Genomic DNA, 22,964 nt, shown 5'->3' with positions numbered 1-22,964 from the left:
ACGTCCGCAAGCCGCAATGGACTACACCTCGGGAGTCTAGCCCGGGGGCCCGACGCCGCCGCCGGCCCATCCACCACCGCCCGTTTCCTGATCCTATAGAAAGTCTCCGCGAGATGTCATGCTCGGCGCAGAACATCGAGTCCGCCCTCCGCGGCGCATCAGAAGGCTACTGAACTATCGCGAGACGGACACGGGGATCGACAGGGCCAACACTGCTCATCCCTCAAAGATCGAGCGCGAAGTGTCAGGACCCAATAACCCCGAAGAGTCAGAGGTCTGTCGATGATGGACGTCAGGTGATCCTAAAGGATCACGGGCGGTCTACTACTCAGGAAGGCGGTCGCGGGCGTCGGCACAGGTAACGCAGACTTGCAACCGGGCGTGATCGTGCCGGGGCACGAACCAATGCCCACAGATCGCATGGACGGGTTCGCCTTCGATAGTTGCTTCAGTCAGTCCTGTGCGAAGCGCATAGTGTGCAATTGTGCCCAGCCGGACTTCGCCCGGCATGTCCCCTTCAGCGATCAGCCCCGAACTACGCGCTTCTGTAGCGCGAGCGAGCATGTCTTGCGTGGCTAATACTCGATACGACATGGCCAACTGGCCGAGTGGCGCGGGTGTCCATGCAAGCGAGTCTGGCTCAATCGCAGCCATTACACCCCGCGCCGCGATGTCGTTCAGATTTGCATACTCATAACCTCGAGGCCGGACCTCGACGATGACTTCGATGATCTCTTCCTCACCCTCGGAAATGCGCTCCAAAGACATTGATATGTCCAGCAGATCATCGAGTTCTTTCTCGGGCCGAAGTACTGTTACAGGCCCGGCCGACCCGGTATCGATGGCGTTGGCGAGCAATACCAAACTAGAGAGATGAAGCTGCGCCTTCCAAGAATCCAGCATCGCAATCTTAACGTCGATTCTTTCAAGTTCGCGGTCCTCGGCCTGAGGTAAGAACTTGCCCGAGCCGTCTCCGCACTCGCTGGCGAACCATTCATAGAAATCCTCGGAAGATCCCGCCCTGCGATACCCGGCAGCTCCCAACCAAGCAGTCTCAAGGCCAACAACCTCGGGCAGCACGATCGTCGCCGCCCCCCGCCAACGGGAGGACTTCTGCTTCCACCACGCCCTATCCGAGACAGCACTGATCGACTCTCGCGATGCACTCGAATCGTCCTGGCCGGCGAACTGAACGTCAAACGACTCGATCAACGGGTGTCGAAGCTTGTTCAAACGCGGAATCCCGCGAAGCAACGAAGGCACTGCCGAGTCCTTCGCGGTGCCAGCGATCACACGATTGACAGTGGCGCGTAACGCAACAACTTGCGCTTGATCCGCCGGAAGCTCCCAGTCCTGGAGCAGATCATCGACTATGCAACGGAACGTGACTCGTCGGTGTCTACTCACCCGAACAGTGTAGTAGCCCCGCTTACGTCAGATGTCCAGTCAGGACATTTCGTCGAGCGCGGCGTCGTCCGCTGCGGTGCCGGAAGCTAGCAAGCGCGCAGTTCGGCGCTGAGCCTCGCGCAAAAGCGTCTTATAGACGACTAGGTCTCTAACGAGGATTCGCCGATCGCGCTCGCCAACTATATGAAAAGCAAGCACCCCGGAGTCAAGGACTTTGTATAGATGGGTGCGACTAAGCCCGAGGATGCGGGCCGCAGCGGCGGGCGTGACTGCCTCGTGTTCCGAGAGTACAACGAGCGTTTCGCCTCGCGTGAGATCGCTATGAATGTCGTCAAGCGCGCTCTTTAGCGAACCGTTTGGAAGAGAGGAAGTCATGGACTCGAGCTCGTCGAGCTCTTGAGTCGAGACGTCAGTTGGAGACAAGGTGGCCATTGGTCGGATGCTCATTCCGGAGAAGGGGAAAATTGTGGTGGGTTGAACGTTAAGTTCAAGAGGCGCGACAAGTATGTCGGGGGCGAGTCAACGGTTAGTGTCAGTGGCGCATGTCATAAGTGTCACAGGTGTCATAAGTGTTGTCAACTTTGTGAGTCACACTCGCAGCGAACTTGCTTTCCATATTGCAACCGTAACCGAACGCAAGTGGACTACCCCTAGCTGCATACATTGACATATTTGTCTCTTCCAATCGTCACTTGTACCGACTGCTCCCCCTCTCGCAGAGGGAATGTCACATCGTGCATTCTGCACGTCGCTCTCTCCCTGCTGCTCAAACATCGTTTAATGCGGGAGAAGATGTCGTCAGCGCAGCGTTACCAGGCGCGCTGACAGCGGCGAAAGTGACAGGGCTGCACAGACGGACCAGAACAAAACGGAGTTCGGCCTGTACCTGACATCAGGCTGAAGAGCTATCGCGCCCCCAGCCATGCGTCAGTTCGACTACGGCCACACGAAAGCCATCCACCGACACTTCTTTCAAGGCACTTATGAGTGGCTTAGCCAAAAGCGAGTTGGACCGATGACGAGGACTAGGTGAACATCCGAACTTGTCCAGCAGCGCGAAATGTGGCGTCTTGAGCCCCAGCATTCTGGTTGCCCGACAAGACGCCCGCGTTGCCCATTGCAGTCATTCAGTAGCGTCTGTCAGACGCTACGAAGAGTCGAGGTTTCGGTAGCGGCCCCGGTCGCTTAGCTTGAATTCATATCCCTCGCTGCGACCACATTGGGACCGCCCGTGTGCTGGTGGTCCCAAACGATGGTTTTCGAACATTTGACGCTCGCTTCTCCAAACTTTAATTCAGATTGCAATGCTCCTTGCGATCGTGAATTTCCAGACGACTTATGAGACGCGACATTACCCACTTTGGTGGAATACTAAGGTCGTGAATACAAGCGATTTAATCTCATGGGTCATAGGTGTAGCGACAGTAGCAACATCCTTCTCAGCCCTGATAGTCGCAGTGGCAGCCAATAGTCGCTCAAAAAGTGCAAACGCTATTGCGACTGATTCACTGAAGCACCAGAAGTTGATCGCACCCCCAAAATGGGGACGCCTAGAGCCAGTCGCTGGAACGCGCAACATATTTCGTGTTGAGAACCAATCTGGCAGACCGATCAACGTGCTCGAACTCACGGCTCGCCCAGAAGATAGTGCCGGCGCCGTGACATTCGCACAATCCGGCGGAGAGCTGATCGATCATGGTGACTCTCTCAGCTTCACAGTGGAGAGAACGCTGGCCGATGACCCCCGTGAGATCGAAGTCTCGTGGGTTTACGCAGACCGCTCACCCGAAGAAGAAGCTGAGGGGTGGCAGTACTTCTACCGCCAGATTACCTAGAACGCGAGCGCACTGAACCTAAAGGGCAAGGGCGACTGCTTCTCTCAATAGTTGCCTTCTACGGGCGAGCTGGTGCACCCCCTTCGCCTCCGTCGAAGTAACGGGGAACGCATGCCCCCAGACGTCTCGCGCATCCACAACAGTTCGCGGATGATCGCCTTCGGAGATGAGGACATCGAGAACGGCTACCCCAACCCCTCGATCAGAGGTCAATAGGTCAATCTCGTGCGGTGAACCAAAACCCAGACCAACAGTGGGCCGGGACAAGTCGCAAAGGCCGCATTTCGGCCAAAATGCGACCCGAAACTATTTGAAGTGTGGGCACAATGTGGGCAAACGAAAAACAGGCCTGACCGCACTCCACGAGAAAGTGCTGGTCAGACCTGTTTTAGCTGGTGCGCCCGGAGGGATTTGAACCCCCGGCCTATTGATCCGTAGTCGAAAACCATTCCCGCAGAACTATGCGAAAGTCGCGAAAATCGCTGCAGAACATTGATGACTGGGTGCGACCCCGATGTCACGAGTTGACCACGATGCTCTCCGAGTGTGGGTGAAATGTGGGCACGGCTAATCTGATTATTGCTCGGCAAAGTGCTCTGCCTCCAGCAGATCGGTGAAATCAGGGAAAGAGAACATGCAGCCTTAGATCCACGTCTTCGAAGTTGGCTGCCGCGTTGCCGCAGGATCGACTGCGTTCAGGATAATTGTGTCGAGGAATGTCGACATCTAGTGAGTTGCTTATCGAGGATGGCCAAGACAATGTCTTCCACGACGGACTTCCTCAACGCGCAGCAGGGGTTACACACGAGCTAAATACTCCGCTGGCTTCGACGAAGCGAGCAAACTTTGAGTTCAGATTCGTGACTTTTCAAATGAAGCGCTCTCGCCAAAGCGTGGCGAGAACTTTGACGCCGACGAATTTCTCTCCGGCGAAACACTCTCTACCTAATCGGCTCAAGCGGAGGCTCAGGCGCGATGGGCGGCTTCCTCGGCGCCCTGTTGGACGACTTGGTGGAAACCGCACGCCGCAAAGCACTGGCAACATCCGGCTCACGGCTTGACCTGCCATTGGGGCTGATCCTCGACGAGATCGCGAACATGTTCGCGTGGCCAGCGCTGCCACGGGTCATGGCTGACGGTGGCGGCCGAGGATTCTGCACAATGGTCGTCTTGCAAGCGCTATCACAAGCCGAGACCGCTTGGTCGAAGGCAGAGGCCGACACCATCTGGTCGGCAGCAACAGCGAAGATCCTGCTCGGAGGCGCTTCAGACATGGGTCACCTGCGCGACATCGAGGCCATGCTCGGATCACGACAATTGAAGCGTTCTTCCTACAGCTATAACCAACAGGGAGCCTCGACCAGCAACCAGCTTGAGCGGGTTCCGCTGATGACCGTTGACGAGATCCGTCGCATGCCGCAGTCGATGGGATTGTTGGCCTACCGAAACCGTCGTGGCGCTCTCCTCGATCTGCGCGGATGGACCGACCGGGCAGACAGCAAGAGCATCTCGACGGGCAAGCGCACAACCGAAGCAGAACAGCAGGAACAGTTCCGCACGCAGTTCGCCAAAGCCGAACCGCTCGTACTTTCTGAGCCCGAGGAAACCCTCGAGTTGGACTACGAGGAAACCCAGAACTGATGTCGAACTCTCGCAGGCCGGCACGGGGTAACAAGTACCGCACAGGCTATCTGCGCTCACGCGCATGGTACGCCCGCCGAGCCCGCTGGTTCGCGGAGGAAACCGCAGCTGGAAACGAGTTGCGTTGCGCCGCCTGCAGCCGAACTGCAAAAGTACGCGACCTCGTGAGCCTGCACCCTGCCCACCACGAGCTGCTGCATCGCCTTCTCGAACGCGACCAGGCACTGCGCGCCATGCGCAGCCGCCGAGTCGCAAGCGCATTCGCCCTACGTGGTCTACGACGCAAACTGACCAGACCCCTCACGGAGTAACCATGAGCTACGACGACTTTGACATCAACGACGTCCTCGCCGAAGAAGAAAGCGACCGCGAACCAGACTCCGAAGAGATCGCAGCAATCGCAGTGAACTGGCGAACGCTACCGAACGAAGACGCCTCTGAGAAATGGGAAGAGCTGCGCTCGTGGGTCGAGTGGATCAGCAAACGCTACGCGGTTGACGAGACCGTCATCCCTGATTGCTGGTGGAAGCACGACGCCCTCGTAGAAGAGCTCTCCGCATTACAAACCGCATGGACTGTCTCCTATGACACCACCGACGCCGGCTACGGACCCGTCGGATTCGTTGAACGCTGGCACAACGCTCAAGCACGGCTCCGACAAATCTCCGGAGGATCGTGCACCCAGGGCCACCGCACCGATCGCGTCCGAGATTTCCCTGACACCGACGAGTGGAACCGTTGGAGCACATCCAGCCATGCATGAATCGCCCTGTCTATCTCGAGCAAATATGCGAAAGCATTGCACCTAGAGCTAGTCCAAAAATTGTCGAGGATTCCTACACAAACGAGACCAGATCTGCGTTTCAACTGACATACTCTTCTGCATGACGCAGAAGAAAATGAACATGGCGGGGAAGCACGCGGTTGCTGCAGTAACGATGCTGCTCATGACCTTGTCACTCGGTGGCTGTTTTTTGCTTGACCCTTATGGGGCGCAAGAGCGCCAAGATAACCTCGATGCTGCCGTGGCGGAATTCCAGGCACCGACGCTCGGAGAAGTACTTTGCGAAGGGTCCGGAGGCAAGCCCACCCCAAACAACGGCTTCACCCATTTCTTCGTCATTGAGGGCGACGATATTGTTGCAGTCGTCGCTGCCCAGCTCGAAGCTACAGGCTATTTCGGAACCCATCGCCCAGATACTCTCACGTACTCGCGCGCCGACGGTGTTGGCATGGAGGGCTATTTGCTCGGCTATAGCGACTATACGGAAGAGCTGGAAGCGTCATTGGCCGCCGATGAGTGCGAATTTCCTTCCAAGGGAACTATGTACGTAAAGTTCCGCGAGTCCCCCTCGACGGAGCTGACCGACTGATTGCCTCACTTTCGAGGGTATTGACAAAGGAGCAGACCACACACATTATTGGGTAACTTTCAAACTGAGGGATATTCGATTAATCGACCTATCGCGGCAATCACTGTCGCAATTCTGGCCTGTCTCGCTGCACTTCCATCTAGTGCTCTTGCCGATTCACCTGATTGCCCAACGTTTGAAATCATTGGCGCCCGAGGAACCGACGAGCCAGCCGAAGCCTCGGGGATGGGGGCGATGACATTCTCTTTCGCCAACAAGATGGCGGACCTCATCGATCCAATCCCAAATGCTGGCACCTTCAAAGTCGTCGAACTTAGCGGAGTGGACTATCCCGCGGCGGCCTTTTGGGAAAGTGAAAACCCAGGAGGAACCCCTTACCAGGGGAAGATCCCGAAGAACTTTTTCGACTCAGTGCAACTCGGAGCCGTAAATCTCAAGAATGAGATGTCCCTAAAGAGCACTACCTGCCCAGATACCCAATACATACTGGCAGGCTACTCCCAAGGTGCCGCTGTGGTGCGAACCGCCTTGCAATTGCTCGCCGCCGACGGCGAAGACGATGTAATCGACCAAGTCTCCGGGATCGCGACCTTCGGCGACCCTTACTTTGACCCAAAGGACAAAACCGCAAATTACGGCACCTTCAGCCCTTCTCGGAACGGACTGTTCGGCCCTGTTCGGAATGGGCTGTCGGGCCCGGTTGTCAACTGGGAAGATCTGACAGATGCACCAGTGATCTCGGTTTGTGTGGAGTGGGACTTTGCGTGCCAAACTCGAACCAGCTCGACGCTACTGAGCTTCTTTGGTACGCCTGTTTACGACCTATGGCCGATAAAAGCTTGGGCGAACGAAGCAAATAACGGGCGCTTCTTCGCGGAACACGAATCATATGACGATAAAGGATACACAGCGTCTGCTGCTTACCAACTAGGCACTCGCATGGGAATATCCTTCCCTGAGCCGGCGTGGGGCGAATCGTCACCTGTTGACGTCGTCATTGTCGTGGATTCCACCGGAAACGCTGGCGGGGCAGTCTCGTTGCGTCAGGGTGATGCCGCTGAGTTTGTGGAACTGGTGACCGACAACGTCAACGATTCTCGTGTCGCGGTAGTCGATTTCAAGAGTGGCGGCGAAGTCACAACTGACAATCCCTATGCAGTGAACATTGCGAGCGACTTTAGCCACGATGGGCAAGACGCTATTGATGCTCTCCAAGACATCAGTCAAGGCGGTAGGACAACCGGTGCCATTTACTCTGCCGTGAATACGATCGATGCAATGTCATGGCGACCCAACGTGCGCAAGATCACTCTCACCCTGACAGGGTCACGAGCGTGCGTTTCACAATATTGCACTTCGGAAAGCGGTAGTGGAATTCTTTACCCTGTTTACACGGATCGTCACCGTCCGGCCAATTTGCGAGCTGCTGGCGTTTACACAAAGGATAATGAGTACTTCTTCGAAACTGCGGGGTGGAGCGCGATCATGGATGATCGTTGGAGGTCGCGCCCTGGTGAGTATGAAACCAACGCGTACATGGTTGAAGAGCTCAAGCGAGTCTTCGTTTCCGCATTGACAGAAGTAGACGAGCCTATCTCGGGAATCTCCGAATCTTTAGTCGGGGAAAAAGCTACCTTTAACGCCGAGGAAGTTGTGCCGTTCTTCGCCGATTCACCGCCACGGAACTTGCAGTGGTCTTACACTCACCAGCCCTTGCCCTCCGATGGTGACGACGGTGGCGGTGCGTCCGCATCCCGGTTCGGAGTCTTGAATGAGACAGCACCAGAGCCAGAAATGGATCCGGATCCATTGCCTGCCGATATGGGGCCGATGTACGAGATCGAGTTCCTAGAATCCGGCATCTACCAGGTGACACTCACGGGGTATGTGGACGATGTGATGCAGCAGTGGAACACCAGTGTTCGGATCGACGAGCTCCCCACGGAGGCTCCTGCCTCGCCCCTTCTGGCTTCGATAGTGGAAGACGACGCACAAGTCTTGGCGTGGACGGCAGGCGAGGGTGAGCCTGCCGCGTTCTATAACGTGGTGGATGCTGACGGCACCGTTCTGCAATCGTTGGCACCCGTAGCCACAATAGGTAAGAACGGGCTGATGGACTTCGAGTTCACGATCCCGCTCGATCCCGCGGAGGAGCCCAACTACTCAGTCGTCGCGGTCAACGCGGCCGGACAGACTCCAGCGACGATGCTCGTCAGAGCCAATTCAGCCAGTTACGAACATGCATTTGATGTTGAAGGGGTACCCAGCGGGCGTGCATTGCACCTGAGCGGTGACAGCACTCCAGAACTGACCGCGCTTAAGACCAAGCTGGACGCGAGCAATACCGTGGCTTCTATTGGCGGGGCCTACAACGCGACGTTCCACTCGCTCTCTGGGGTGAGTTTCGCGCTCGACATGTCCTCTGTTACCACGGACATCACGATCGACGACGGTTTTGAAATCGATGTGGAGTTTGAAGACTCGGTAGATTCTGCGGGCAGAGCTGTGTGGGAAACGATGCAAGAGGGATTCGCGGATGAGTTCCTGCTGGGTGGCACGCTGGATGTGCTGGTCAACGGGGATCGTATGCGTCTCAGAGTCGAACCGACCGCTGAAACCTCTCAACCCGGTGAGTTTGTCATCGACGCCAATTCAACTCCCCCAGCGAGCACTCCAATAACGAGTTTCGTCGCGGACCCCGCCAACAACTCGGTCTCACTCGACTTCAGCGGAGCGGTGGATCCTGCCACCATGCCTATGTTTGCAGAAGCCGCCGACCCGCTGTTTGATTGGTCAACAGCGGCAATTTCAGACGTGCGAACCTGGATCGGTAACGCTGAAATGACCAATGCCGCTGCGCTAGTGAATCTCACTGCCGCCGAGGGCGATGCGAACGCTCCTGGAGCGTTGGCGTTCACGTTGAATGGAAACATCGGAGGTGGGGACTACCGCACAATGCGGGAATTCCTGCAGGAGGGAACAGTCTCGTTCCGAGTAGGCACTGGTGAGCCCAACGTCGTGAGCATGAACGTGGCAAAGGCAGAAGCTGATAGCGCCTACCCCGCACCCGTCGTGGCTCCCGCTTTCGTCGGAGGTACCACAGCGAGGTTCGTGGAATATCGAAGCAGCGCGACGTGGAAACCAGTGATCAACTGGGGATCTGCGGACCCTGGCACGATCGTTTATGACGGAGTATTCCCGGACGGCTCGCTCTTCCCCGATTGGGATACGGGCCGATTGGAAGGTATGCCGCTAGAGCAGGGAACTTTCCCGATCACCATCACTGCCACCAACGATGCGGGCCAAGTCAGTCGCGTGTACAACATCGTCGTCTCAGCGAACACCGTTGACACCCGATACGCGTTGAATCGGACCATCGTCGACCGCAATCAAGACAACACTGTGTTTTTCTTGTTGCAGGGTTCGGACTATTTCCGTTCCGACAACCCGAACGTGATCAGTCGTTTGCCGATCATCACGCAGTTGGAAGCCGAGGGCGGCTATTTAAATGGGCCGCTCGATAGCCTCACCATCACGGATCCCAACGGTGCACCGATCACGGTGACAGGTAGCTTCACCGTGAGCATGTTCCGTTCGAATCCTGACATCATCGATATTCAGTCAACAAATGCTGTAATCGGTGACAACGCCACGACCACGCTGGAAACGCTGCTGGCGCAAGGAGCGACAGTCTCATTCGTCTACGACGGCGGAGCGACCAACACCGCGGAACTCGGACCGCTAGAGATATACGAACCCGGGCAGCCCTAAAGAGCATGCTCACGATGTCTTCAAATTTTCTTCATCTACGAGCGCTGGGCAAACCAGCTCAGTTAACTGGGCAAGCACTTCATGGTCTTATGCTGCCTGCTATCGAGACGTCTCCGAGCCTTCACCAGCAGTCGGCGGGACGGTGACGGGATCCGGGCGTCCGCCCCTTAAATCGCGCGATTAGTGGTCGCGCAGGCTTCTCGAGAACGGCGCTGACCTCGCGGTAATACACCGCAAGCGGGGCGCGCTGGGCCGAATCGTCTTCAACCAGCTCGAACACTTGACCTTGGCAGGCTCGAAAGTGCGGGTTTGCTGCACGGATAGGTGACGCATGAGGACATCGAGAGCGGCTACTTCTCCCGCCCCTCGATTAGAGGTCAATAGGTCACTCCCGTGTGGAGAACCAAACCTCAGGCAAACACTGGGCCGGGACGAGTCGAAATGCCGCATATCAGTCGATTTTCGGCCCAAAACTTTGTGAAGTGTGGGCAAAATGTGGGCAAACGAAAAACAGGCCTGACCGCACTCCGAGAGAAAGTGCTGGTCAGACCTGTTTTAGATGGTGCGCCCGGAGGGATTTGAACCCCCGGCCTATTGATCCGTAGTCAATTGCTCTATCCGCTGAGCTACGGGCGCATCTCATTGACTTACGCCAACCAGAAAACTATACCAGCGGTTTCAACCTCCCACTGACACTCTGGCTAGACGGATGCCGCGAGCGCCTACTTTCTGACGCGAAGGTGAGCAACGCCGCCATCAACTTCGAGCGCGGTGCCCGTGGTTGAGCCAGAGAGCGGACTCGCCAAATAGGCGATCGCGCCGGCCACTTCTTCTGGTGTCACCATGCGTCCGGTGGCTTGGCGGGCATCCAGTGCAGCACGTTCGGCGACAGGGTCGTCGAAGCCTTGAAGCATCCGCTCCACAAACGGAGTGGAGACTGTGCCGGGACTGACGGCATTGACGCGCAACCCGTCCGTCACATGATCGGTTGCCATCGCGTAGGTGAGGGCGAGAACGGCACCCTTTGATGCGCCGTAGAGTGCCCGCTGCGGGAGCCCATTGAGGGCGGCGATCGAGCAGAGGTTCACGATGGCGGCGTTCTGCGACTTGCGCAACCAGGGCATCGCGGCCGCGGAGACCCGGGCCATGCCGGTGACGTTGATGTTGAGCACGCGCGCCCATTCGGCGTCATCGTTGTCTTCGACAGTTCCCACGGCACTGATGCCAGCGTTATTCACGACAATATCGATGGCGCCGAGCTTCTCCCCTACGGCGGCGATGGCCGCGTCAACGGAAGCACGATCAGACACGTCGGCTCCGAAACCGTGCAGGCGAGCATCCAACCCCTCAGGGTTCAGGTCGAGCACAGCAACGGTTGCCCCGCGCTCGGCAAGCGTCAGCGCGGTTGCGAGGCCAATGCCCGAGGCTCCCCCGGTGACGACGGCGACGAGGCCGTCGAATTCGGCGTTCATGCCTGCACCATCATCTGGCGCGCACGACCGAGACCGTCGATCTCAAGCTCAACGATGTCGCCGGCACGCAGGTATGGCTGACCCTCGATTCCCATGGCAACACCAGCGGGGGTTCCCGTGTTGATGACGTCGCCGGGCTGCAACACCATGAACTGGCTCAAGTACCAAATGATGTGGTGGACACCGAACGCCATATTCGCGGTCGTACCATTCTGGCGTTCCACACCATTCACCCACAGTCGCAACCCCAAGGCTTGAGGGTCGGACACCTCGTCGGCGCTCACCAGCTCAGGCCCAAACGGATTGAACGTTTCGCAACTCTTGCCCTTGTCCCAGGTTCCGCCGCGTTCGAGTTGGAACTCGCGCTCGGAGACGTCGTGCGAGACGGCGTAACCGGCAATGATGGCGGCCGCGTCATCCGGGGAATCAAGGTAGCGAGCAGTGGCACCGATCACGACGCCGAGTTCGACTTCCCAGTCGGTCTTGACGCTCTGGCGCGGGATAAGCACGTCGTCAAAAGGGCCGACCATGGTGCTGGGGTCCTTCATGAAGATGACCGGTTCGTCCGGCAACGTTGCGCCGGTTTCTTCGGCGTGGTCGCTGTAGTTGAGCCCAACGCAGACGATCTTGCCGGGACGAGCGATCGGTGCACCGACGCGCACACCCTCGGTCTCGATGGCAGGAAGCGAGCCCGCAGCGACAGCGGCCCGAGCAGCCTCTACTCCGCCCGCCGTGAAGAATGCGCCATCAATGTCTGGTGCGATGGAACGCAGGTCGAAGGCTCCCCGGTCGTGAAGCACAACGGGAATTTCTGAGCCAACCGGCCCGAGTCGCGCAAATCTCACTGAGTGTTCTCCTTCGTTGCCAACGCGATACCTTCGCGCTCTTGTGATTCATAGCCGGCTTCAACAACGGCCATGGTGTGCATGACGTCATCGACCGATGTCGGAAGTTCAGGAACGGAGCCCTCGACATACCGCTGGAGGGCGCTCATGGAGCCAATAAAGGCATCCGGGAACCAACTTCCCTGAAATTCCACGGGTTGCCAGCCGAGCTCGGGCTTGTCGGTGTACGCAATCGCAAGCGCATCGGGGCCACCACGCGGGTAGTCGAGCATGAGGCCCATCTGGGCGCGAATGGCCCCCTTGGTGCCCTCCCACTTGATAAAGCTCTCTTCGAAGTCGCTGCCAAATCCGTGATCGTGGTTCGTGCTGATCGTGACCCGCAGCGGGCGATTCCGGTAGCGCATGATGATCGTCGAGCGGGTATTCGAGACCTGAGGTTTCGCGGGGTGCCGCACGGTCGCAACACTCACGCCGTCGGGGTTGCCGAGGAACGACCGCACGAGGTCCATGTAGTGCACGCTGTGCATGTTGAGTTCGAGGCGTTCCATGCCAAGCACGTGCGGGAAAATCTCCCACGGTGTCTCAGTGGCGACCCTGATCTCGAGGTCGTAGAGTTCGCCGATTGCACCGTCGGCTATAAGCTTGCGCGCCGCCGCCACATAGGGCGCGAACCGCAACTGTGTGTTCACGGCCGCGACAAGGTTCTTGCGGTGACAGATGTCGAGCAGCATCCGCGCCTCGGCAAGGTTCTGACCGAACGGCTTCTGGATGAGAACGGCAGCACCATCGGGCAGTTGGTCGAGCACTGCCGGGTATTGCTCGGGCATGAGCGCGAGGTCGTAGACGGCGTCTTTTGGGGCCGCAGCTACGGCATCCGACAACGACGTGTAGACGTTCGGAATTCCGAACTCATCAGCGAGCGCCTGCGCCTTGGCAGCGGTGCGGTTTACAATCCCCCACACCTCGAACCCGGCCTTGCGATAGGCGGGAAGGTGCGCGTCTTTCACGATTCCGCCGGCACCAATCATGACGATGGGGCGCGGCTTGTTTGGCATCACGACCGTGTACGCCTCGGCGGGCTGACGTTCGGGAAAGTGCGACACAGGTTGCTCCGGCTCTCATAGGCGGTAAAACTCGTGATCAAACGATATATCAAACACCCGGGGTGGGCAATGCGGAGGCAGTACAGGCGGCTGGATGGCTCCCGCTGGCCGTAGGAAACTCAGGATATTTCGGAAACTCAGGAGATTGGTGCCCGAACTGGCCTTGGCAGCGCTCCAGTACCTCCGAAGAGCGAAATCTCCTGAGTTTCCGAAGGTGCCATGCGTGACCATGCGTGACCGCGCATGACCGCGCATGACCGCGCATGACCGCGCATGACCGCGCATGACCGCGAAGGGCCGCGCGCATCGCGTTCATCGCTGAACCATAAAGTGCGGCCCGCCCTAACGGCAGGCCGCACGTAAGTCACGTCAGTGAGCTGGTTTAGATCGCACCCCGCGGGCCCTGAATCAGATCTTCGTGATGGATCTGGGCAACGTTGGGGTGCGCCCGCATTCGATAGCGAAGGGCATTGTCTCCGTAGGTCTCGAGGATGGGGCTATTGGTGGGGTCGAGTGAGAGCCCGCGAGCCTGAGCCGCGAGCTCGGGCGGCAACTGCAACTGCGGCATCACCGTGTCGAGTGCCGGGTTGAAGAAGAAGGGAATCGAGATGCGGTCGTCGCCGATCAGCGGTGAGATGACGCGGTGCAGCGTCGCCTTGAGATAACCCTCGGTTGCGAGCTCAAGCATCTCGCCAATGTTCACGACGAAAGCGCCAGGCTTGGGCGGGACATCCACCCACTCGCCCTGGAAATCAACCTGCAGACCACCCTTACCGGGCTCGACCATCAGCAGCGTCAGAACACCACCATCACGGTGAGCACCAACACCCTGCTTGGGTTCTGGATTAGATTCGCCCGGGTACCGCACAATCTTCAGCTGCGGGAAAGGCTTCTCGGCGAAGGCGTTGTCAAACACGTCCTCCGGCGCCCCGAGGGCGTTAGCCCAGGCGCGCAATAGTCGCAACGAGACGGCACTGAGTTTGTCGTTCCATTCATTGACCAATTCACGAAGCTGGGGCACGGCATCCGGCCACAGGTTGGGGCCTTCGAGACGCCAATAGTCGGCAAGCCCGGCAGCATTGTCGACAACGTCGCGCTCTGGACCCACATCGATCTGTTCGCGCCAGTCGGTCTTGCCCTCGGTCAGCTCACCGCCCACGCGCGTGTAGCCACGGAACTGCGGGCTCTTCACGTTCTCCACAGCCAGCTTCTGCTCGGCGGGCAAGTCAAAGAACTCGCGGGATGCCGCAAGCAGGTCATCCATCAATGTCTCGTCGACACCGTGCCCGACGAGGTAAAAGAACCCAACATCGTGGGTCGCACACAGCAGATCGTCACGAAACTGGGCGGCCGATTCTGGGCCGCCATCGAGTAGCGAGAGATCAATTACTGGGAGTGCGGATTCGTTCATTTAACGATGTTCACACGGGCGACCTGAGAGTTTTACTTTGTTACGCCCACAGCGCTAAGCGTGGGCGTAACACGATCACGGTTCGGAGAATTATGAGCCGACAGCGGCGCGTTCGGGAATAACTTGCGGGTGTGTTTGCCCCATGTGCTCGATGACGCGCACGACCTGGCTTGTGTAGCCGAACTCGTTGTCGTACCAGACATACAGCACAAGATGCTTGCCGTCGCTGATGGTGGCGAGGCCGTCCACGATGCCCGCGCGGTGCGATCCCGTGAAGTCACTAGAGACAACCTCGGGCGAGTCGATGAAATCGATCTGCTGCTGCAGAGTCGAATCAAGAGAGAGGTTGCGCAAGTAGCGATTAACCTCAGCACGCGTCGTTTCGGTCGCGAGGTTAAGGTTGAGAATCGCCATCGACACATTCGGGGTCGGAACCCGGATGGCGCTGCCAGTGAGCAGGCCAGCGAGTTCCGGAACAGCCTTCGCAACTGCCTTCGCGGCGCCTGTCTCGGTGATGACCATGTTCATCGGTGCCGAGCGACCCCGACGGTCTCCCGAGTGGAAGTTGTCTGTCAGATTTTGGTCATTCGTGTACGAGTGCACCGTTTCGACATGCCCGTGCTCGATGCCGTACTGGTCATTGATCGCTTTGAGCACCGGCGAAATTGCGTTTGTCGTGCACGACGCAGCGGAGAGGATGGTGTCGGTGTCGGAGATTGTGTCGTGGTTGAGCCCGAAGACAATGTTCTTGATGTCGCCCTTGCCGGGGGCAGTGAGGAGAACACGCTTCACGCCCTGTGACTTGAGGTGCTGGCCGAGGCCCGCTTCGTCACGCCAGCGACCCGTATTGTCGACGACGATGGCATCCGAAATTCCGTATTCGGTGTAATCGATCGTGGCGGGATCGTTCGAGTAGATCACTTGAATGAGGGTGCCATTGGCCAAGATTGTGTTCGCGTCGGTGTCGACCGAAATGGTGCCCTCGAATGGACCATGCACGCTGTCTCGACGCAGCAGGCTGGCGCGCTTCACGAGGTCATTGTCTGAGCCGCGGCGCACAACAATCGCTCGCAGGCGCAGCCCTTCGCCGTTGCCGGCGTGCGCGATGAGGATGCGGGCCAACAGTCGACCGATGCGTCCGAAACCGTAGAGCACGACATCCGCTCCCGACGGTTTTGTCTCGCGGCCATTCTTGAGCGCTGGGGCAAGTTCAGCAGCGAGGAAGTCGTCGAGCGTTCCGCCCTGCTCGCGGAAGCGGTTCACGAGCTTCGCTAGGTCAATGGATGCCGGATTCAATGGCATCGCCGACAGCGCGAGCATCACCGGCATGGTCTCTTCAATCGGCAGTTCACTCTCGTTAATCTGCCGCGCAAACCGGTGCGCTTTGAGCACTTCGACCGGAGACTGGTTGATAAGGCGACGCCCGTGAATCGAGGTCACAACGCCGTGGTTGCGATACAGCCCACCGATGAGCGGAATCATTGCCTCGGCCAGTTCTTGGCGGGCGTTCCATCGGGAAAATTCGTCGCTGTGTTCGCGTTGCATCAGGTTCCTTCCGACTGCAGTGTCACGGGGCCGCGAGCGCGCTTGTGACGTGGCTGGCCCCGCCTCCATTCTTCCAGACGGATGCTCGGCCCGGGCTGCCAGTGGGATGCAGTTCGGGCAACACTTTAGACAGCGCCAAAGGGGGCGATTCTTAACGGGGCGGGAGGCCGGGATTTTGCCCGCTTCGGCGCCGGGAACGCCCTTGGTTTAGCGATCTGCGGTGCGCTTTACTGATTCTGAGCCGCGGCTGCGCGCATCAGATCGCGGAAGGCATCGGGGTCGACACTCTCACCCTCATGCAAGTCGATCGCGCGGCGAACTTTGGCGTCGAGGCTGCTGTTAAAGAGGCCGGTGGGATCGTCGAGGGAAGCACCCTTCGCAAAGGTGAGCTTGACCTTGTCTTTGTAGATCTCGCCCGTGCAGAGCAGACCATCGAGGCTCCACGCTGCTACGCCGTCGGGATTGGATGGTTTTCGCCATTTCACTTCTTCGACGACTTCGGGCAGCGCTTCGGCAATGAGATCGCGGAGTTCGGCGAGCAGTGCGCTGCGCCAGCCACGGGGGTCGGTGGTCGCGTCATCCATAGTGCTCACTCTAGCCTCCGTCAATAGTACGATAATAAGATTTACTAACGGAAGGGTCTGCCGTGAAGATCGCACGCATTGAAACATTCCTCGTTCCACCACGCTGGTTGTTCGCGCGCATCGAGACCGACAACGGCATCGTCGGCTGGGGCGAACCCGTAGTAGAAGGCCAGGCCGACATCGTGCGGGCCGCCGTCGAGCAGCACGCCGAGTACCTCATCGGGCTCGATGCCACCCGCATCGAAGACCACTGGCAAGTGCTCACCCGTGGCGGCTTCTACCGCGGCGGCCCCATCGCTTCCAGTGCAATCGCCGGCATCGACCAGGCACTCTGGGACATCGCAGGCAAAGCCCATGGCGTTCCCGTTCACGACCTTCTTGGCGGCGCCGTGCGCGACCGCATCCGCATGTATGGCTGGGTTGGTGGCGATGATCCCTCCGAGCTGCGCGACAATATCGCCCAACAGGTGGGGTCTGGTCTCACCGCCGTCAAAATGAATGGCAGCGGGCGAATGAAGCCCATCGGTACCGTCAGCGCCATCGACGAGGTCGTCGAACGAGCTGCCCTCGCGCGCGAAGTTTTGGGCCCCGACCGCGACATGGCCATCGACTTCCACGGACGGATGACCGTGGCCAACACGCGCCGCGTGCTCCCCCTCCTCGAACCCTACGCTCCCCTCTTCGTTGAAGAACCTGTCGTGCCCGAAAAGTCACACCTGCTCGAAGGAATCGTGGCAGCGACATCGATCCCCATCTCCACCGGCGAGCGCCTCTACTCCCGCAACGAATTTCTCCGGCCGCTCCAAGCCGGCATCGCTGTCGTGCAACCCGACCTCTCCCACGCCGGCGGAATCTCCGAAGTGCGCCGCATCGCCGCACTCGCCGACATGTTCGATGCCCAACTCGCGCCGCACTGCCCCCTCGGGCCCATTGCCCTTGCAGCAAGTTTGCAGGTGGGGTTCAACACACCGAACTTCCTCATTCAGGAACAGAGCATCGGCATCCACTACAACGTCGGATCAGACGTGCTCGAATACCTCATGGATACGAGCGTCTTCGACTTCACGACTGGCTACATCGAGCGGCTGACTGCCCCCGGGCTTGGCCTCGATATCGATGAGGCTGCCGTGCGCGCTGCTGACAAGGTGGGGCACCACTGGCGCTCCCCCGTGTGGCGTCACGATGACGGATCGCTTGCCGAGTGGTAGCGGCCTCGAGCTAAGCGCCGAGAGTGGTCGTCATTCCGCCATCAACGACGAGCGATGCGCCGGTAATGTACGAAGCGCCGTCTCCCGCTAAGAACTGGATGACGGACGCGACCTCTTCTGGGGTTCCGAGTCGCTGCAGAGTTGCGTGACGCTGAGCACGCTCGCGGTCTTCCAAACTTTGGTGATTCCACTGACGGGTTTGGATTGCGCCAGGCAGTACGACATTCACGCGAACGTGGGGTGCGTAGTCAACGGAGAGTTGGCGGGTCAACGAAATCAGGCCGCCCTTGGCCGCGGCATAGGCGGGCTGTTCTGCCCATGCAAGCACGCCGTGAACACTCGAGACATTGACCATGCTTCCGCGCGCAGCGGTGAGGGTGTCGTGGAAGGCGTGCATCGCACGGTAGACGGATGACAGGGTCACCGATAGCTGTTTGCTCCAGTCATCTTCGGACTGTTCGTGCGCGACTCCCCCCACTTGAAAGAAGGCGTTATTCACGATGACTGCTGGCGGACGGTTAGCGGCACGGAGCTCACGAGAGAGCGCCCGCCAAGCTTCGGGGTCACCAACGTCGAGGGAGTGTGCGGTAGCAAGCCCGCCGACGGCGCGAATTTCTGCGGCAACGATGGCGGCTGCAGCCGTGTCAATGTCGGTGACCACAACGTCGTCACCGGCAGCCGCGAACAGTCGGGCGCTGGCGGCACCGATGCCGTGACCTGCGCCGGTTATCAAAACGGTGCGCTTCGAGGCGTGCCCGTTGCTGCGGGCGCTGTTGTCGCTGCTCTCGCTGCGGGCGCTGCTCTCGCTCACTAAAGTGCCCGCTTGCGGTTCTTGACGAGAGCGGCACCCTCGTCGTCGGTGCTCACAATGGCATCAGAGTCAGCAGCGGATTGAGTCATCAACGTCACCATCGCTGAGTGAGCGCCATCAGCATCCTGAGCAACGATCGCGTCAACGACAGCGCGGTGCGAATCCAAAAACTGGGTGGTCGTTTCGTGTTCGAATGCAATCTGGTTGCGGGCCTGCAACGCTGGTTCGAGCACTACTTCGAAACGTGCCAAGAGTTCATTGCCGGATGCCGCAAGCACGGCCCGATGAAACACGAGGTCGGCCGCCGCGTGCGATTCCGCTTCGGTGCTCGCGAAAGTCGCGGCGAGCGCGGTCATCGCTGCCTCAATCGCAGCACACTGTTCATCGCTGCGACGGACAGCTGCCAGCCTCGCCGCGGCCGGCTCCAGAACTTGGCGCACCTCGCTCAACTCAAGGACGAGCAGCGGATCAGGCACCCCCTCCGACCGCCACGTCATGACGTCGCCATCGAGCAACTGCCACCGCTCCCGCTCAGTAACGTAGGTGCCAAGTCGGGGTCGAGCGTCAACGAGACCCTTAGTGGTGAGTACTTTGATGGCTTCGCGCATGACCGTGCGGCTTACCTGAAATTCGGTGAGCAGTGCATCCGGGTCAATGATGTCACCAGATACGAGCTCTCCGCGCATGATGCGGCGACCAAGCACGTCAACAACATGCCCGTGCAGGCCGCGGCGAGAGAAAGTAGTCATCCCCGCGATGATACTGTGCTGACCGCTGCCGCCGCGCAATCAGCACATGCAGCGCGACCCTACTTTTTCTGATGACTGAGATGAAGCCCGGAAGCGGGCTTGAGTCCAGCAACGTCGGCGTAGACAGAGACTGATGCTGCAGCGGACCATGCTTGGGGGCGGCACGCTGCAGGGTACGGTGCGGGTCGGCTATGGGTCTCTGCGGAGTCTCCAGAGTGCAATTCTGGGGTTCGGTAGTCGAAAGCTGCAGCTGCTTCTAGGAGGCCGTCGATCAGAATTGCGGCTTCATCGGTGAACCCTGATTTCGTGAGACCGGAGATCGCGATCGCTGTGTCGTGCGTCCACACACTTCCGCCGTGATAGCTCAGCGGCCAATACCCGGCTGCACTCGTCGCGAGCGTGCGGAGGCCAAATCCGCTGTTTAGTTCGGGGGCGACTAGGCGCGCGGCGACGATGGCCTCTTCGTCGCGGTCAAGGATTCCCGTGCCGAGGAGGTGCCCAATGTTGCTGGTGAGAGAGTCGATGGGACGTTTCGTGGCATCGAGGGCAATCGCAGGAAAAGGCCCCTGATCATCACTGATCCAAAAACTTTCACGGAACTTGTCCTTGAGCTGCCCAGCCCAGGTGCGCCACGCTGTGCCGTCCTCTCCAAAGTGCTCGAGGATCGATGCGCCGCCGATAGCAGCCTCGTAGGCATACGCTTGCACTTCACAGAGAGCAATCGGGCCGGTTGCTAAAGTGCCGTCGTTCCACTGGACTGAATCACCGGAGTCTTTCCAGCCTTGATTGGCGAGACCTTGGCCTGAGTTGTCTGCATACTCGAGCAAGCCATCGCCATCAGCATCAGCATGGTCGCGAAGCCACCCCAGCGCTTCACGAAGCGGCGTGAGAAGTGACCTGACCGAGTCATCGTCGAGCCCCCACCGCCATGCGTCATGCAGCAGACAGATCCATAACGGAGTTGCGTCTACTGTGCCGTAGTAGAGAGGAGGAAGTTGCACATCGGGGCTGACTGAGATGGGGGCGCGACGCATCTCATGGAGGATTTTCCCCGGTTCTTCAGCCCGGCGGAGATCGATCTCGGTACCTTGATGCTCCGCGAGAAGCTTGAGGGTGTCGAATGCGAGATCAGTGCCGAGCGGAAGCATGAATCGCGCAGCCCAGATCGAGTCCCGGCCAAAGAGGGTAAAGAACCAGGGCGAACCGGCTGCAAGAAAGCTGAGTTCTGGATGCTCAACGGTTGTCATTCGCAAGCCATCAAGGTCACTCAAGGACTGGCTGACCCAGCAGGCGAGCCTCTCGTTATTCTCCACGAGCGGAATCGACCACGGCAGTGGCGACTCATCTCCAAGCACCGTGGCTGTTTCGTCACGCGCTGAGACCTCGCACATCACGCTGACAGAACCAGCGGCCGGAAGCGCGACCGTCCACCGGAGGTCAACTTTCGTTCCCTGGACCGTGATCTCCGCATCCCGAGCGGTCAATGCGGCAAAAATACCGTCGCCCGACCACTCAACGTCGTCACCGTGCACGCGAACGTTTAGTGCGTTCTTCGCTTCGTCTATGCCCGACTTAATTGAGTCGAGCTGGTCAAGCCCTAATGCCAGGGTCACCACAACTTCGACCTCGCGACTGTAGCCGAGGTTCGAGCAAAGAGTTACCTCTTCGCTGCTGCCGTGAGAGTTGATCGTGCGCCGATGTTCGACCCGTAAGCGGGGATCCGGTTCGGTGTCGTAGGCCCTAAGAAGGGAGGTGAACAGGCATCGAGCGGATCCGGCCGGATCTTTCGAGAGAGCTGTGGGTTGTTCACCGTCGATTGTCACCGTCAAGCCGGACACGAGCCGAACATCCGAAAAATAGATTCCATGGATCGCGGCACGGCCCATCGTGCCGTCGTGCGCAGACCACGCCTGCATCGGTGCGCGAAAAACCACGCTCTGGTCATGTAGTAGTGGCTGACGTTGTGCAGTCATGGCAGTGTTGCGGCCCCTCGTTGGCAGTTTTGCAGCCCTGCTCCATTGACATCGGCCACTAGGGGTGTAATTCTTACACAAAGAATTTGAACGATCAAACTTTGTAGTGAGATCACGCCGATGCACTTAATCGTGGCCAAAGGAGGCACCGATGGGACAAATGCCAACAGTTGAGGATGTTGCACGGGTTGCCAATGTTTCGCGTCAAACGGTCTCCAATGTGCTCAACTCACCTCACATAGTTAAGGCGCTCACTCGCGATCGCGTTCTTGCCGCGATCCAGCAGCTTGGCTACCGCCCCCACGCCTCCGCACGTCGGTTGCGCACCCAGAAATCCTCCACGATCGGGGTGCGCCTCGAAGCACTAGGCAACGGTATCTCGGGTTCAGTACTCGACACTTTTCTGCATGCCCTCACCGAACAGGCTGACGTGCGGCACATGCGAATACTTCTATTCACCGCCAACAACGCCCAAGATGAGATCGACCAGATTCGCCGGTTGCGAGATGGGGCTGATGTTGACGGGTTTGTGCTGACGTCTACAACCTACGCCGACCCCCGCGTGAAGTGGCTGGTCGAGAATGACGTACCGTTCGCTACATTTGGTCGCCCGTGGGGTGCGGATAACACGGGAGATCCCCGGCATCGTTGGGTCGACGTCGACGGACGAACCGGCGTTCGAGAAGCCACTGCGCACCTCATCAATTCAGGAATGAAGCGAGTGGGCTACATCGGCTGGTCTGCCCCGTCTGGCGCCGGTGACGATCGCCGACAGGGATGGAAGGAAGCGCTAACCACCGCTGGTCTCGATGGAACGGGACTTGATGTTGCGGTTGAAGACACAGTGGTGGGAGCATCCAGAAGCACGGAAACCCTCCTAACGATGGCCTCCCCCGCCGATGCCCTTATCTGCGCAAGTGACACATTAGCTTTGGGCGCAACGTTCACCGCAAACGCGCTCGGCCTCAAGGAAATCCCCATCATCGGGTTCGACAACACCCCGGTGGCCGCAGCGGTCGGCCTCTCGAGCATCAAGCAGCCACTAGATGAAGTAGCTACTGGCATCCTCGACCTTCTTCTCGGCGCTAGCGGCTCTGCCGTTGTCGGAAACACCAGCATTAGCGAGGAGCCGACGAATCGACTCCTCGTCCCACAACTTGTCGAGCGCAGACACAGTCAGCTGCAACTCGGCGAGACCTCCGGCCACTAACGCCGGCAGTCACATATTGAAAGGGA

General features: G+C 58.9%; 18 protein-coding genes and 1 tRNA gene. 7 read left to right on the top strand and 12 right to left on the bottom strand.

Annotated elements, in window-relative coordinates; translation table 11 throughout:
* Nucleotides 1-324: 324 nt before the first annotated feature.
* Together AC061P_RS01305 and AC061P_RS01300 are read right to left on the bottom strand one after the other, a co-directional pair.
* The gene (locus tag AC061P_RS01305) at nucleotides 325-1,407 is read right to left on the bottom strand and encodes a DUF3039 domain-containing protein (RefSeq protein WP_480391614.1); all 1,083 of its coding nucleotides are present in this window, start codon (nucleotides 1,405-1,407) and stop codon (nucleotides 325-327) included.
* A 39-nt stretch (nucleotides 1,408-1,446) separates the two neighbouring features.
* Nucleotides 1,447-1,839 carry a helix-turn-helix domain-containing protein gene (locus AC061P_RS01300; RefSeq protein WP_480391613.1) on the bottom strand — a complete coding sequence of 131 codons (393 nt, stop codon included), beginning with the start codon at nucleotides 1,837-1,839 and terminating at the stop codon, nucleotides 1,447-1,449.
* Between the two features lie 1,184 nt (nucleotides 1,840-3,023).
* Between AC061P_RS01300 and AC061P_RS01295 the strand changes: the two genes are divergently transcribed.
* The 5 genes from AC061P_RS01295 to AC061P_RS01275 all read left to right on the top strand — a co-directional run bounded on the left by AC061P_RS01295 (nucleotide 3,024) and on the right by AC061P_RS01275 (nucleotide 10,027).
* Nucleotides 3,024-3,242 (top strand): hypothetical protein, encoded by a 219-nt coding sequence (locus AC061P_RS01295; RefSeq protein WP_480391612.1) that lies wholly within the window; start codon nucleotides 3,024-3,026, stop codon nucleotides 3,240-3,242.
* A gap of 975 nt (nucleotides 3,243-4,217) precedes the next feature.
* Nucleotides 4,218-4,883, top strand: a complete 666-nt coding sequence (locus tag AC061P_RS01290; RefSeq protein WP_480391611.1) for a type IV secretory system conjugative DNA transfer family protein — start codon at nucleotides 4,218-4,220, stop codon at nucleotides 4,881-4,883.
* 313 nt (nucleotides 4,884-5,196) lie between these two features.
* Nucleotides 5,197-5,646, top strand: a complete 450-nt coding sequence (locus tag AC061P_RS01285; protein ID WP_480391610.1) for a hypothetical protein — start codon at nucleotides 5,197-5,199, stop codon at nucleotides 5,644-5,646.
* A gap of 121 nt (nucleotides 5,647-5,767) precedes the next feature.
* Nucleotides 5,768-6,256, top strand: coding sequence for a hypothetical protein (locus AC061P_RS01280; protein WP_141629992.1), 489 nt, complete (start codon nucleotides 5,768-5,770; stop codon nucleotides 6,254-6,256).
* Between the two features lie 48 nt (nucleotides 6,257-6,304).
* Nucleotides 6,305-10,027 carry a cutinase family protein gene (locus AC061P_RS01275; protein WP_480391609.1) on the top strand — a complete coding sequence of 1,241 codons (3,723 nt, stop codon included), beginning with the start codon at nucleotides 6,305-6,307 and terminating at the stop codon, nucleotides 10,025-10,027.
* A gap of 560 nt (nucleotides 10,028-10,587) precedes the next feature.
* On the opposite strand, the gene AC061P_RS01270 is transcribed toward AC061P_RS01275, so the two are convergent.
* The 7 genes from AC061P_RS01270 to AC061P_RS01240 all read right to left on the bottom strand — a co-directional run bounded on the left by AC061P_RS01270 (nucleotide 10,588) and on the right by AC061P_RS01240 (nucleotide 16,987).
* A tRNA-Arg gene (locus AC061P_RS01270) sits at nucleotides 10,588-10,663 on the bottom strand.
* An 86-nt stretch (nucleotides 10,664-10,749) separates the two neighbouring features.
* Nucleotides 10,750-11,499 carry an SDR family NAD(P)-dependent oxidoreductase gene (locus AC061P_RS01265; RefSeq protein WP_449648105.1) on the bottom strand — a complete coding sequence of 250 codons (750 nt, stop codon included), beginning with the start codon at nucleotides 11,497-11,499 and terminating at the stop codon, nucleotides 10,750-10,752.
* Entirely contained in the window at nucleotides 11,496-12,344 is an 849-nt protein-coding gene (locus AC061P_RS01260) for a fumarylacetoacetate hydrolase family protein (RefSeq protein ID WP_449648104.1), read from the bottom strand. Before AC061P_RS01260 ends, AC061P_RS01265 begins: the two co-directional genes overlap by 4 nt.
* A complete protein-coding gene (locus AC061P_RS01255; protein WP_449648103.1) occupies nucleotides 12,341-13,447 on the bottom strand; it encodes a Gfo/Idh/MocA family protein in 1,107 nt (368 codons plus the stop codon). The genes AC061P_RS01260 and AC061P_RS01255 overlap by 4 nt, the downstream gene beginning before the upstream one ends.
* 382 nt (nucleotides 13,448-13,829) lie before the next feature.
* A complete protein-coding gene (locus AC061P_RS01250) occupies nucleotides 13,830-14,858 on the bottom strand; it encodes an isopenicillin N synthase family dioxygenase (RefSeq protein WP_480391608.1) in 1,029 nt (342 codons plus the stop codon).
* Between the two features lie 90 nt (nucleotides 14,859-14,948).
* The gene (locus tag AC061P_RS01245) at nucleotides 14,949-16,403 is read right to left on the bottom strand and encodes a glyceraldehyde-3-phosphate dehydrogenase (protein WP_449648101.1); all 1,455 of its coding nucleotides are present in this window, start codon (nucleotides 16,401-16,403) and stop codon (nucleotides 14,949-14,951) included.
* A gap of 227 nt (nucleotides 16,404-16,630) precedes the next feature.
* On the bottom strand, nucleotides 16,631-16,987 hold the full coding sequence (locus tag AC061P_RS01240) for a DUF1801 domain-containing protein (protein WP_480391607.1): 357 nt from the start codon (nucleotides 16,985-16,987) through the stop codon (nucleotides 16,631-16,633).
* A gap of 62 nt (nucleotides 16,988-17,049) precedes the next feature.
* On the opposite strand from AC061P_RS01240, the gene dgoD reads away from it, so the two are divergent.
* Nucleotides 17,050-18,195 carry a galactonate dehydratase gene (gene dgoD / locus AC061P_RS01235; RefSeq protein WP_480391606.1) on the top strand — a complete coding sequence of 382 codons (1,146 nt, stop codon included), beginning with the start codon at nucleotides 17,050-17,052 and terminating at the stop codon, nucleotides 18,193-18,195.
* A 10-nt stretch (nucleotides 18,196-18,205) separates the two neighbouring features.
* Here the strand turns inward: dgoD and AC061P_RS01230 are convergent, their stop codons facing one another.
* The 3 genes from AC061P_RS01230 to AC061P_RS01220 are packed head-to-tail and all read right to left on the bottom strand — an operon-like array spanning nucleotide 18,206 to nucleotide 21,728.
* Entirely contained in the window at nucleotides 18,206-19,006 is an 801-nt protein-coding gene (locus AC061P_RS01230) for an SDR family NAD(P)-dependent oxidoreductase (protein ID WP_480391605.1), read from the bottom strand.
* Nucleotides 19,006-19,755, bottom strand: coding sequence for a FadR/GntR family transcriptional regulator (locus AC061P_RS01225; protein ID WP_449648097.1), 750 nt, complete (start codon nucleotides 19,753-19,755; stop codon nucleotides 19,006-19,008). The genes AC061P_RS01230 and AC061P_RS01225 overlap by 1 nt, the downstream gene beginning before the upstream one ends.
* A gap of 59 nt (nucleotides 19,756-19,814) precedes the next feature.
* Nucleotides 19,815-21,728 (bottom strand): glycogen debranching N-terminal domain-containing protein, encoded by a 1,914-nt coding sequence (locus tag AC061P_RS01220; RefSeq protein WP_449648096.1) that lies wholly within the window; start codon nucleotides 21,726-21,728, stop codon nucleotides 19,815-19,817.
* 151 nt (nucleotides 21,729-21,879) lie between these two features.
* On the opposite strand from AC061P_RS01220, the gene AC061P_RS01215 reads away from it, so the two are divergent.
* Nucleotides 21,880-22,938 (top strand): LacI family DNA-binding transcriptional regulator, encoded by a 1,059-nt coding sequence (locus AC061P_RS01215; RefSeq protein WP_480391604.1) that lies wholly within the window; start codon nucleotides 21,880-21,882, stop codon nucleotides 22,936-22,938.
* The last annotated feature ends 26 nt before the right edge of the window (nucleotides 22,939-22,964 follow it).

The organism is Rhodoglobus sp. G.S.4, assembly GCF_056619605.1.
Note: the sequence above shows the minus strand (reverse complement) of the source record. Positions and strands in the feature narration are given on the sequence as shown.

Coding starts and splice junctions, on each gene's coding strand:
- AC061P_RS01300 (WP_480391613.1), bottom strand. CDS start 1,839: ATGGCCACCTTGTCTCCAACTGACGTCTCGACTCAAGAGCTCGACGAG.
- AC061P_RS01290 (WP_480391611.1), top strand. CDS start 4,218: ATGGGCGGCTTCCTCGGCGCCCTGTTGGACGACTTGGTGGAAACCGCA.
- AC061P_RS01285 (WP_480391610.1), top strand. CDS start 5,197: ATGAGCTACGACGACTTTGACATCAACGACGTCCTCGCCGAAGAAGAA.
- AC061P_RS01280 (WP_141629992.1), top strand. CDS start 5,768: ATGACGCAGAAGAAAATGAACATGGCGGGGAAGCACGCGGTTGCTGCA.
- AC061P_RS01265 (WP_449648105.1), bottom strand. CDS start 11,499: ATGAACGCCGAATTCGACGGCCTCGTCGCCGTCGTCACCGGGGGAGCC.
- AC061P_RS01250 (WP_480391608.1), bottom strand. CDS start 14,858: ATGAACGAATCCGCACTCCCAGTAATTGATCTCTCGCTACTCGATGGC.
- AC061P_RS01245 (WP_449648101.1), bottom strand. CDS start 16,403: ATGCAACGCGAACACAGCGACGAATTTTCCCGATGGAACGCCCGCCAA.
- AC061P_RS01240 (WP_480391607.1), bottom strand. CDS start 16,987: ATGGATGACGCGACCACCGACCCCCGTGGCTGGCGCAGCGCACTGCTC.
- AC061P_RS01225 (WP_449648097.1), bottom strand. CDS start 19,755: ATGACTACTTTCTCTCGCCGCGGCCTGCACGGGCATGTTGTTGACGTG.
- AC061P_RS01220 (WP_449648096.1), bottom strand. CDS start 21,728: ATGACTGCACAACGTCAGCCACTACTACATGACCAGAGCGTGGTTTTT.
- AC061P_RS01215 (WP_480391604.1), top strand. CDS start 21,880: ATGGGACAAATGCCAACAGTTGAGGATGTTGCACGGGTTGCCAATGTT.